Consider the following 11,596-nt stretch of genomic DNA (forward strand, 5'->3'; position numbering starts at 1 on the left):
GCGCCGCCAATTGTGGCGTGGTGGTTCCCCACCGTGATCGGCCCGGGCGCAGAGAAGGGAACCGCCAAGACGCCAAGTCGCCAAGAGGGCGCTCGATGAGCACCGGGTGGCTCGCACCCAAGCGCGTGGTGCCTCGCCAACAGCGCGACCACGCCCTTTCAGGGACGTGCCACCCGAAACCCCATCAGCCGCCGGGCGTTCGCCCCCGGTTCGGAAGCACTCGTCCGCGCGGCGGCAATTGCCCTGAAGGGGCAACCTACCACAGCCCAGGGCGCAGCCCTGGGATACCGGCCCGCGCTGCCCTCAGGCCTGAAGGGCCGCGCTAACATTGGTAGTAGCGCGGAGCTTCTCTGAGGCGACAATCCAACGACCCCAGCGCAGTGTGAGCGAGGCTGACGGCAAGCCCCGCCGCGACGCCGTGCCCGCCCGCAGAACACGTTCGATCCCCTCGGCGGTCCTCCCGCGGTCGAGCCGGGCGCCATGCCCCACGCTGGCGTGGGCGTGGGCCCCGGGTTCAGCATTGCCACGCGAGCGTGGCAACGGCACCCGCCTACGTAGCGCGGCCTCCTCAGTTAGCTTCACCCGGCGCGCCCCATGCGCCAAAGCTCTGCCTTAGACTCAGTCGTTGGTCAATATATACACAGGCATGTCCGACATCACGCACGCCAACATGAAACTTACAGGCAGCCTAGTCTCCATTTGGTCAACATCTATCCACATATCGAACAGTACTTGGGTCTCATACCCAGACGTTCTCAGTTCTCTGAGGAATACAGATTGCTCACAAATCCAAGCCGAAGCTGAATCCAGGCCCAGGGCCATTCGCTCCATAACTTGACTTGCGCCGCGTTCATCAAACAGCTCTATCCTCACCGTACGCCAAGTGCGCTCGGACGGATCCAGCAGACGAGCCGGTTGCTTGATTGCCAATCGCGCTATGTCATCTCGAGAAACTTCACCTCCGCCTGGCTTCCAAATCTGCAACACACATGTGGCGGATTTAACGGCAATATCAGAACCCTCCTCCGCGAATGATAGCTTCTCTGTCAATCAGATTCCCCGGAGGCTGCACAGCACGAGTCCCACCCGGATGGCCAAGGACCATGTGCTCTCGTCCACTGCCGCGAGCCAGGAAATGGATATTGCGAGGGTCACCCGCATATGCGGGCAGATCCTTGACACGATTGATGTGATGCCCAGTGTATCCCATTGGCGCCCTCGCGGACACGATCTGAGTAGGGTCTACATTGTCCAAAACCTGCCGAATCTCCCCAAGCGTCCAATCTCGTGACCCACGCCCTGTTCTCTGAATCAGTTCAACCTCGAGAGCCCATGCCCGGTTGATCGCTGTCTGCCTTGATCCCGGCAACGGCGCCCCGAGGGTTTGCGCTGCAGAAACCGAAAGCTCAATGTTCCTGTGCCCTTGTATGCGAACATCATCAAGCGAGACGAAGCCATCGGGACACTGGTTGTGCGCCAGCAGCCCCAGGTCGCCGACGTAATAGACATGCTCCCCTTCGACCGTGAGGTTGTAAACCCGCTGGACGCCCGGCAGCGGGGCCGCGGCGGTGACGCGGAGCGGGCCGCCCCGGCCGCGGACGACCTCGCCCGGCTCGAGCCCGCGCGCGACGACCCACGCACGGCGGGTCTCGCTGTAGAAGCGGTGGGCGCCGGTCGGCCGGAGCGTCTGCGACGCCGCGGGGGACGGGCCGCCCCCGCCGGGCGGGCCGCGGATCGGCTCGGCTTTTTCCTCAAGGGAGCATTCCTGAAGACCGCCATCCGTGCTTGACGGCCACGGTTAAGGCCTGCGTGCACCTCGCTTTCCGCCACAAGTCTTCAGAAATTGACTAATTTCGCGTCAGGATCGCCCGCGGCCGCCCATGTACTGCTGTCGCCGCCGTGTGCGCGGTCGCGACGGCCTTCAGGAGCCCCCCGCTGCGGCGGGGGAGACCTCGTCCGTGGCCCGTTCCGGGCCGGTGATTCGACTCGCCCGATTCGGCTCGTATCGGGCGAGCGGGGCTCCTTGCGCGCTCGCCGCGCTTGATTCGACAACTTTTGTGCTCTTATCCAGTTGGGAGATCGTCTCATGAGATTAATGATGTGGGCGTGCGCCGCGATGGCGGCGCTGCTGACGACAAACGCCGCGTTCGCGGCCCCGGTCGTGCTGACCAACGAGGCGCCGGGCGGCGGCGCCCCCGGCGATGTCCACGACCCGACCTCCGCGGGCGGGCCGGACACCTTCTCGGCCTCCTCGACCGACCTCCTGCAGGGGCTCATCGGGGTCTACTCCGGGAACTCCAACGCCGGCTCGCTCGGCGGCGACTACCCCCACCCGATGGCCGAGGTCTCGACCGGCGCCGCCGCGTGGACCGACGGCATCCTGGTCAACTACTACCCGGGCGACGTCGACGGCGACGGCTCGACCTCCAACGACCTCGAGGACTTCGCCGTGTTCCACAACGGCTTCGGCACCGTGGGCGGCAACGGAAATGATCCGGGCTACGTCACGTTCGACCTCGGCGGGCTCTTCAACCTGACCGGCGTGGACGTGTTCACCGGCTGGAACGACGGCGGGCGGGACGACATGTCGTTCAACGTGCAGGTCGCCGGAAACGACGGGGTCTTCGCCACCATCGACTCGTTTGCCAAGACCGACGACGGCAACGCCGGCACGGTCCCGACCAACTACCTCTCGTTCGACTTGGCCGCCAGCGCGGTGCGGTACCTGCAGCTCGAGGTGACCGACGCCGACAACGGCTATGTCGGCATCATGGAGATCGACGCCTTTGGGTCGCGGGTTCCGGAGCCGGCCGCGCTCGGCTTGGCGTGTCTAGCGGGCGTGGGTTTGATCGGCCGCCGCCGGAGGTAGTCGGCGTCCATTGGCAAGAACTATCCACAGAGCGTCCCGGCGATTCTCCGCCGGGACGCTCTGTTATTGCGTTCAGGGCGTGCGACTCGACCTGCCGACCGGAACGGGGGCGCGCGGCCGATCGGTCTCAAGAACGCGGCGACGGCTTGCGACCGCGAACCCAATCGCTGCGAGCAGCGCGAGCGTGCTGGGCTCGGGCGCCGCTAGCATCGCGGCGAACGCGCCGGCGCCGTTGGCGGCGTTGAAATCGAACTTGAAGATCTGGAAGTCGTCGTAGTCGTTGTCGCCGTCGCGGTCGAGGTCGCCGTGCAGGAACCGGCCGGCCGGCGTCAGTCCGCTGAGGTCGACCCGCTGGTTGGCCGTGAAGATGGCCCAGTCGGCGGCGGTGATCTGGCCATCGAGGTTGAGGTCGCTGGTCTGGCCGAGGGTTTCGAGCAGCGAGTCGACCGCGATCAGCCGGATGTCGTCGAAGAAGGTTTCGTAGCCGGTCGAGTTGAGCCGGATCTCGAGCGGCTGCCCCAGGAGCGGGTCGCCCGGCGCGGCGTAGTAGATCTTGCTGGAGTCGGTCCAGGCCCCCTCGACCGGGTTGGCGAGCGACTCCGACAGCGGCGTCAGCTCGACCCCGCCGGCCAGCAGGTTGAGGTCGTAGTCGGGCAGGGTGCGTTCGGCGCGGTGGCCGATGGCGGCCATCAGCACGTAGTAGGTGTCCTCGGTGAACGTTTCGTCGAGGACCTGTCCGACCTCCAGGTCGACAGCGAACATCGCCTGCGAGCCATTGGGCAGGTCTTCGTCGAAGTGCCAGGTGTCGGGGACAATCGTGCCGCCGACCCAGCCGCCCTGTTCGCGGACGACCGTCCAGCCCTGGAACTGCCGGTGGGCCGCCGCGTCGGGCACGCCGCCGAGGTTGTCGGCCTCGAAGCTGGCGTTCTCGATGGCGACCCGCCGGCTGTCGACCGCGCGGAGCAGGTTGTCGAGGCCGCGGTAGTGGTTGTACTGGTCGAGCTCCGACTGGCGGTACGGCGTGCCGTCGCGGCGGAAGAGGTCGTGGAACCAGACGTCCGGCTCGGTGGTGTCGGTCTGCGGCTGCGAGCCCCACGCCCAGTGGGTCTGCTGGTCGCCGTTCACCAGGCCCCAGTTGTAGGCCCCGACGCCCATGTCCATCAGCTCGGGCAGGATGTCGGGGATGGTGCTGCCGAAGGTGCGGGCCATCCATTCGGTGAGGAAGACCGGGCGGCCGCTCTCGGCCCAGCGGCGGACGTTGCTGATGGTCGCCTCGGGCCCGGCGTAGATGTGGTAGGAGTAGACGTCCGACTGGGCGGCCGCCACGCCGTCGGCCCCGCTCCCCCAGACGTCGAACGAGATCGGCTGCTGCGGGTCGAGCTCGCGGGCCCAGCTGGCCGTGGCGTCGATCAGGGCCCTGGCGTTGGCGGCCGACTGGCCGCCGTTGGCCGGCTCGTTGTAGGCGTTCCACATCAGCACCCGGTCGTCGCTGGCGTAGGCGCCGACAATGTCCTGGATGTACTGCTTGGCGCCCGACCCGTCGGCCGGGTCGGTGCGGGGGAGGTCCCAGTTCTGCGAGTTCGTCAGCACGGCCGTGCCGCCGGTGCCGGTCCACTGCGAGTTGTGCATGCCCGGGACCGGGTCGGCCTGGGCGCCCAGGTAGGGCTGGCGGGTGGGGACGTTCGGGTCGTTGGTGAAGTTGACGTCGTCCCAGAAGATAAACGCGGGGCGGATGCCGCGGGCGTCGCTGGCGCTGACAAACTGCTTGAGCCGCTGCATGAATCCCTCGCGGTCGTCGCGCCAGACCTCGTAGCTGAGGGTCACGCGGAGCGTGTTGAAGCCGGCCTGCTGGGCCCTGTCGAGTTCGAAGGCGATGCGGTTGATATCAAACGTGTTGGCCCCCGGAACGGTCGTGTCGGCCTGCCACATCTCGGTGGCGGCGGCGGCGTAGCCCATCACGTAGTTGGCGCCGAACATCCGCGGCTGGTCCTGGTACCACGACTGGGCCTCGGCCGGGGTCCAGCGGTCGCGGGCGGCGGCCGGGTCGGGGCAGAACGCGGGCGACGCCGCGGCGGCGATCAGCGGCAGGAGGACGCGAAACGAAGCAACAAGCCTGGCGGGCAGGGGGTGGGACATGCTCTCACGGGGGCAGAGACGAAACGGACGCCCGTTCAGATCGTCGGCGTGCCCAGGCGGTCGGCGTCGACAGCTCGGCGACGGACCGTGGGGTCGGCGACGGGGAGCGGGCGTCTACGGGTGGGAACTACGCGCCAGGTAACCGTTCACTCTAAACCGGCCCCGCCAAACGAGCAATCGATTTGGCGGCCACCGGGGGCCCGGGATCCCGCCTCCTTCCCGCGGCCCGACGCAGCCGGCCGGGGGGGGCCGCTGGGCAAGAATCGCAGGCGCCGCCAGCAAGGCCTGATATTTGCCTGCCTGATAGTCGGCTGATACGATAGGTTGAGGCAGCCAACGAAGGCCAACGAAGCACGGCGCGTGCCGTCCCCGCCTCGACGCATCGTACCCTCCCCCTCACCCCGATCGTCCGCTGCAGAGCGCGCTGTCCTGGAGCAAAACATGTTTGGTGAACACACCGAACGCTGGAGCCTATCGCTGGGCACGTACCGCGGCGTCACGATCCGCTTGCACCTGTCGTTGTTGGTGGTCGCCGCGGTGATCTTGTCGTACACAGCGGTGAGCGCCCCGGCCGCGGGCGGCATCCTGCTGGGGGTGATTGTCCTCAGCGCGGTGCTGCACGAGGCGGCCCATCGGTTCGCGGCCCACCGGCTGCACGGCGGGCTCGAGCCAATCACGCTGACCCCCATTGGCGGCCTGCGGCTGCCCCGCGTCGCCTCGGACCCCGAGGCCCAGCTGCTGGTCGCGATGGTCGGGCCGCTGGTCAACCTGATGGTGGTTGTGGTTGCGGCCGGAGCGTTGGCGTACACCACCAGCAGCCTGGCCGACGTCTTCTCGATCGTGCTGCCGCTGGGGCTGCTCGAGGACCCGCCCGCGATCCTCGCCCTCAAGGCGGCCGTGTGGGTCAACTGGCTGACGTTTGTGCTGAGCCTGATCCCGTGCTTCCCGTTCGACGCCGGGCCCGCCCTGCGGGCGTTGTTCTGGCCAATGCTCGGCCGCACCTCGGCCGAGCTGTTTACCGCGCAGCTGGCGCGGGTGATTGGCTGGTCGACCATCGCCGCCGGCGCCCTGCTGCTGCAGGCGGCGCCGCAGTACCCGCCCTCGGTGAGTGCCCTGCTGGCGTCGCTTGGGTTGCTGGTGGCTTGCAGCGCCCAGCACGAGCTGACGCTCGCGGCGCGTTCGCCGGGCGCGCCGTTCGCCGGCTACCTCGAGGACCTGCCCGATCCGGTCTCCGCCGCGCGGACGCCGGCCCGCCTGCCGAACGAGGCGCTGGAGCTGACGGTCGAAGAGACCTGGAAGCCGCAGGCGCTGCTGACCAACGGCGATGCGGCCCCCGAGCTAGACGGCCCCGACGAGGACGAGGCGGTCGACGCCATCCTCGCCCGGCTGCACGTGCACGGCCCCGAGCACCTCTCGGACGCCGACCGCAAGCTGCTGCAGCGGGCCAGCCTCCGCTACCGGGAGCGGCACAGCTAGCCGCCCGCGGTTCGACTCGGCCCCCTTCGCAGGCCCCCTACAACCGCTACGTCCCACCCCCTCTGCTGCGCCGCGGGAAATGCGGGCCAGAACAGGGATTGCCGGCGGGCGGTTTGACGACCGTGGCGCTGTAGGCTTCTGTTGGGTCGCTCCAGGCGGCCCAACCACACCTGTCCCGCAGCCCCCGTTTCGTGCCCCAGACCGCCAACCCGCTCGCGAACCCCGACCAGTCGCCCGAGGCGTCCCTCGGCCAGGCCCAGGGATGGTGTGCGCCCGCAGCGGTCGAGTCGTTCCTCCGCCGGCTCGAGGAGGCGTTCGACCAGTCGTTCTTTGTCTACGACACCGCCACCGACACCGTGCACCGCACAGGGCCGGACGACCTGCTGTTCGACATCCACTCGCGGCTGGCGGTCTGCGACCACGTGACCCACAGCGGCCGGCCCGAAGTGCTAGAGGACTTCGCCCCGCTGCTGATCCTGGCGGCGCCGCTGCACGACGGGGCGGCGCCGACCGACCTGGTGGCGGTCTCGACCTTCCTGACATCCAGCGACCCTGCCCACGAACAGCTCGAGGCGGCCGCCCAGGCGGTCGGCGCCGCCCCCGTTCAGGCCGCCAAGTGGGCCGCGGGAAGAGAGGTCTGGAACCCGCGGGGCGTGATCGAGCTGGCGAAGTCGCTCTGCGTCAGCGCGGCCCAGCAGGCGGCTGCCAGCGAGCGGAAGCAGCAGATGGCCGAGGTGTCGTCGCACCTGCTGAGCACGTTCGAAGAACTGAACATGCTGCACCGGCTGACCGAGCGGCTGTCGATCGCCAGCTCCGAGGCCGAACTCGGCAGCCAGGCCATCCAGTGGCTGGCCGACGTGGTGCCGGTCGAGAGCGTCGTGATCGCGAACCTGCCGGACGACGCGCCGCAGTCGACCGACCCGGCGGCGCTGCCGCTGACCATCGAACAAGCCTTCGGACCCGCGCCGCTCGACGCGGCGCAGCTCGGCGAGCTGGTCGGCTTCCTCGGGCCGCAGGCCGCCCACTCGTGCGTCGTGTTGAACCAAGACGCCACGGCCCACGACGACTGGCCGCTGACCGAGGTCCGCGAGCTGATCAGCGTGCCGATCCGCTCGGGCGACAAGACGCTCGGCTGGGTGATGGCGTTCAACCACACCGGCGGCCGCCGCGACAACTCGTTCGGGTCGGTCGAGGCGAGCCTCGTCTCGAGCGTCGCGGCGATCCTGGGCGTCCACGCCGGCAACTGCCGCCTGTACGCGGAGCAGAAGGAGTTCTTCTCCGCCATGGTCCGGGCGCTCAGCTCCGCGATAGACGCCAAGGACCCGTACACCTCGGGCCACAGCGAGCGGGTGGCCGAGCTGTCGGTTTGCCTGGCGGACGAGCTGGGCTGCACCGAAGCGGACCGGCAGACTATCTACCTCGCCGGCCTGCTGCACGATATCGGCAAGATCGGCATCGAGGACCAGGTGCTCCGCAAGGTGGGTCGGCTCACGGCGGCCGAGTACGAGCACATCAAGACCCACCCCGAACTGGGCCACAAGATCCTGGCCGGCATTAAGCAGCTCGACCACGTGCTGCCGCTGGTCCTGCACCACCACGAGGCGTGGGACGGCAGCGGCTACCCGGGCGGGCTGGTTGGCGAGGAGTGCCCCCGCCTGGCCCGTGTGCTGGCGGTGGCCGACTCGATCGACGCCATGGGCAGCGACCGCCCCTACCGCCCCGGCATGCCCGACAGCAAGCTCGACGCCATCCTCCGCGACGGCGCCGGCCGGCAGTGGGAGTCCGACGTGGTCGACGCGGTGTTCCGCGTCAGAGAGAAGGTCCGCGCGATCTGCCAGACCGGCCGGAAGGAACCGCTCGCGCCGGATCAGGAGTGGCTTGTCTAGTTTCGACCGCCTGCCGAGCCGAGTGCGGAGAAGAACGTGCAGGGGAGGCCGCCCCTGCTTCCGCGCGCCGCAATTGCCGCGCATACTCTCGGCATGGCCCGTCAAGAGATTCCCCGCGAGGACCTGCTGCGTGACGCCCGGGCGTTGGTGCGCCGCGGCGAGTTCCACGTCGAGGGGATCGAGGAGCCGGTCGTGATCGGCTTCCGCCAGGGCGGCGCGGCGAGCGTCTACTTCGGCGAAGACCCGGCGGTGCACTTCACGTCGGACGGACTGCTCCGCCGCGGCTTTATCGGCGGCTCCCTCTACAAGGCGGTCGAGGGCCAGCTGGTCCGCATGCAGCGGGTCCGCACCGACAGCGAGGTGCAGCTGCAGAGCCGCACGCTCGACGCGGCGCCGCAGCAGGAGCTGCTCGACTCGCTGCGCGGGCGGCTCCAGACGCTGGCCGAACGCCTCTCCGCCGGCCGCTACATCCTGGCAGGCCAAGCGCCGACTGAAGGCAGTATCGACACCGCCGCCGGTGAGTGGCTCGCCGGCCTGCTGGTTCACCCGCTCCGAGTCGCCGACGCGCCGAACGTCGCCTGACTGGCAGCCGCCCCAGCAAGCCGGTTGCCCGGCGACCAACGACGCCGCGTTCCCGCCTTGCCCCGCCGCCTCTGGCGTGACCGGCAAGCGATTTGCTTACTTCTGGGGGCGCACTGCTAATCGCCACGCAATCCAGCCTCGTGAGCCCGATGGAAGACCTCCTCGACCTGCAAAAAATACCCAAGCACCTCGCCGAGCTCGTCACCGACGCCGAGCCGGATCCCGACGCCGCCTCGGAAAGCGTGTATGTCACCGTGGCTGCGCTCGGCGGCGCGCTGCTTACGCGGCGGCTGCTGGAAGGCTACTGGCGACGCCACCGCGGCTCAGCCCCGCCAGAGAACCCGGCGTCCCATCAGGTCGGCTGGGGCGAGGCGCTCGCGTGGGGGGTCGCCGTCGGCGCCGCGGTGGGCCTCAGCAAAGTGCTCAGCCGCCGCGGGATGACCTCGGTGGTTAAGCGACTGCGAGCCTAATTAGAGGGCCCAATTAAAGGGCCCAATTAGAGGGCCTAGTAGAAGGGCTCGTTCAGAAAGCCTAGTCGGCCGAAACGGCGGGCCCCGCCAGGACCTCGGCAGCGCCCGCCGACGACTCTAGCTTGGTTCCCGCCCCGGCATGCTCGCGACGCACGTAGGCCAACGCCAGCGGCGCCGCTAGCTCTTTCGAGTAGCACGCCGAAGTCACCACACCGACCGGCTTGCCGTCGGCGGTTAGCTCGGCCCCAACGCTCGGTGGCTCGCCGCCCGCAAACGTGACGCTCACCAGCACGCGGTTGACGTGCCCCAGGGCATCGATCCGGGCGACCGTCTCTTGCCCCAGGTAGCACCCCTTGGTGAAGCTGATGGCCGCGGCGTCGCGGTTCACTTCTTGCGGCAGCCGGCTGCTGTCGACATCCACTCGGTCGAGCGGAAACCCGCGCTCGATCCGCAGCGTGTCGAACCCGCCCGGGCTGAGCCGGACCATGGTGTCCATGCAGGCGTCGTTCAGGCAGAGTCGGGCTCCGAGCGCCGCAATGTCGAACAGCTCTCCGGCCGCCGCCGGCCTTCCCCAAAACAGCGACAGGTTCGCTTCGCTATCGACGCCGACCTCGAGCTCTTCGCGGATGTGGTACTTCTCGAGGTGCGCCGCGAGCTCCGCTGCGTGCTTGGAGGTCACCACCACCGCGTACCCGTCCGCGGTGCGGCACACTAGCGCGAACGCCAGCACCTTGCCTTTGACGTCGGTGAAGAACGCCTCGCAGCAGCCGCCTGGCGGAAGCTGCTTGATCTCGTTGGTGCACAGGTTGTGCAGGAACGACGCCGCGTCGGGCCCCTTGACCCGCAGCACGCTCCATGGTGGCGAGTAGGCCTGCATCATTCTCCCCCGTCGGCGGCGATCTCGATGTGCTGGGCGTGCTCGAGCAGCAGCACCCGCTCGAACCGGTCGGCCAGCCGCTGCAGCTCGCCGACGCCGGCGATCGGGGCCATGCCGAGGTCCTCGACCACCTCGTCGCCGAGCCGGCTCATCAGGAACACCGGACCGCGCTCGAGCGCGTCGGCCAGCGCCCGCGCGGCCTGGGTGTCGGCGTGGCCGTCCTTGCCGAGCCGACGCCGCACCTCGTCCATATCGCCCGCGCCGCGGAGCCGGGTCAGCGACTTGCCGACCCGCTGCTTGAGCGACGTGCAGACAGCCACCGGCGCACCCGGCGCGGCGGCCCGCTCGGCCGCTTGCAGCGCCCGCGCGACGTCGTCCCAGGTCTGGCGGTCGGGGTCGCCGGTGACGGTGGCGATCACCAGGTCGGCGTCCTGCTCGACCACGCGGACCCAGGCCTGGCGGGTGGCGTGGGCGGCGCGCTGCTCTACCTCGCCGGGTGCGCCGGCGAACACGCCCGCCACGCTGCCCCCCTCGCCCGGCGCGACGCGGACCACCATCGGCGCGCCGATCACCCAGCCCGCCTCCTCGGTCCGCTTGCGCCACCACTCGGGACGCTCGTCGAGCGTGCTCCGCAGCGACTGCAGCGCCTCGGAGTTGAAGAACGCCGGGTACAGCCCGTCGTACGGGCCGCGGTTGTGCGGGTCGTCGGGGGTCGCGGCGCACGACACCGGGATCATCAGGTCCGCGTGGAACAGGGCGCGGTTCAGCAGCAGCCCGACGTCGTCCTCGCGGGTGACGCCCGCGTAGCACAGCTCGTTCTCGTCGGACGGGTCGTGCTCGGCGACCGCCACCGCCTCGTCGACCGCCGCCCGCACCGCCTTGGCGTCGCGTTTGGTGGTCGTTAGCAACGTGACCTGCGCCGGCTCGACGCCGGCCCGCACGACCGCCTCGACGACGCCCCGCGCTACCGCGGGCAGGTCGGGGATGCCGGCGCCCAGCGCGACCGCGACCGAGTCGCCGGGCACAATGCCGTCGGCGATCGGGGGGAAGCCGAGCGGCTGCTCGAGCGCCTGCACCACCGCATCGCGGGCGTGGTCGCCGACCAGCGGCCGGAACGACTCGTCGAGCCGCCGCGGCAGCGTGCAGCCGTCGCGGAGCTCGATCGGTTCTCCGCTGGGGGATTCGATCTGCAGCAGGGTGGGCATGTCGGGCGGTCGGGAGCGAAGGGGTTGCGTGATTGCCGGAGGCCGTGGGGCAGGGCGTAGCCCCTCAATTTTCCCGCCCTTGGGCCGGCCGGTCA

The 11,596-nt window shown here is 69.3% G+C and carries 9 protein-coding genes; 5 read left to right on the forward strand and 4 right to left on the reverse strand.

Translation table 11 applies throughout. The annotated features are described in order from the left end of the window. Positions 1 to 1,012 precede the first annotated feature (1,012 nt). On the reverse strand, positions 1,013 to 1,735 hold the full coding sequence (locus tag Pla123a_RS25330; RefSeq protein WP_391542764.1) for a hypothetical protein: 723 nt from the start codon (positions 1,733 to 1,735) through the stop codon (positions 1,013 to 1,015). Positions 1,736 to 2,086: 351 nt separating this feature from the next. On the opposite strand from Pla123a_RS25330, the gene Pla123a_RS18125 reads away from it, so the two are divergent. Further along, positions 2,087 to 2,869, forward strand: coding sequence for a PEP-CTERM sorting domain-containing protein (locus Pla123a_RS18125; protein ID WP_146589577.1), 783 nt, complete (start codon positions 2,087 to 2,089; stop codon positions 2,867 to 2,869). A gap of 72 nt (positions 2,870 to 2,941) precedes the next feature. Here Pla123a_RS18125 and Pla123a_RS18130 read toward each other — a convergent pair whose 3' ends face one another. After that, a complete protein-coding gene (locus Pla123a_RS18130) occupies positions 2,942 to 5,005 on the reverse strand; it encodes a cellulase family glycosylhydrolase (RefSeq protein ID WP_146589579.1) in 2,064 nt (687 codons plus the stop codon). Positions 5,006 to 5,446: 441 nt separating this feature from the next. On the opposite strand from Pla123a_RS18130, the gene Pla123a_RS18135 reads away from it, so the two are divergent. The 4 genes from Pla123a_RS18135 (at position 5,447) to Pla123a_RS18150 (ending at position 9,419) form a co-directional block, all read left to right on the forward strand. Beyond that, complete coding sequence (locus Pla123a_RS18135; RefSeq protein ID WP_146589581.1) at positions 5,447 to 6,481, forward strand: hypothetical protein; 1,035 nt, start codon at positions 5,447 to 5,449, stop codon at positions 6,479 to 6,481. 191 nt (positions 6,482 to 6,672) lie between these two features. After that, the gene (locus Pla123a_RS18140; protein WP_146589584.1) at positions 6,673 to 8,367 is read left to right on the forward strand and encodes an HD-GYP domain-containing protein; all 1,695 of its coding nucleotides are present in this window, start codon (positions 6,673 to 6,675) and stop codon (positions 8,365 to 8,367) included. 93 nt (positions 8,368 to 8,460) lie between these two features. Next, positions 8,461 to 8,949: a hypothetical protein gene (locus tag Pla123a_RS18145; protein ID WP_146589586.1), complete on the forward strand. Its 489-nt coding sequence runs from the start codon at positions 8,461 to 8,463 to the stop codon at positions 8,947 to 8,949. A 149-nt stretch (positions 8,950 to 9,098) separates the two neighbouring features. Then, positions 9,099 to 9,419 carry a DUF4235 domain-containing protein gene (locus Pla123a_RS18150; protein WP_146589588.1) on the forward strand — a complete coding sequence of 107 codons (321 nt, stop codon included), beginning with the start codon at positions 9,099 to 9,101 and terminating at the stop codon, positions 9,417 to 9,419. Between the two features lie 61 nt (positions 9,420 to 9,480). Here Pla123a_RS18150 and ygfZ read toward each other — a convergent pair whose 3' ends face one another. Together ygfZ and Pla123a_RS18165 are read right to left on the reverse strand one after the other, a co-directional pair. After that, complete coding sequence (gene ygfZ / locus Pla123a_RS24740; protein ID WP_197528090.1) at positions 9,481 to 10,299, reverse strand: CAF17-like 4Fe-4S cluster assembly/insertion protein YgfZ; 819 nt, start codon at positions 10,297 to 10,299, stop codon at positions 9,481 to 9,483. Next, the gene (locus Pla123a_RS18165) at positions 10,296 to 11,501 is read right to left on the reverse strand and encodes a hypothetical protein (RefSeq protein ID WP_197528091.1); all 1,206 of its coding nucleotides are present in this window, start codon (positions 11,499 to 11,501) and stop codon (positions 10,296 to 10,298) included. The genes ygfZ and Pla123a_RS18165 overlap by 4 nt, the downstream gene beginning before the upstream one ends. Between the last annotated feature and the right edge of the window lie 95 nt (positions 11,502 to 11,596).

Source organism: Posidoniimonas polymericola (assembly GCF_007859935.1).
GTDB lineage: Bacteria > Planctomycetota > Planctomycetia > Pirellulales > Lacipirellulaceae > Posidoniimonas > Posidoniimonas polymericola.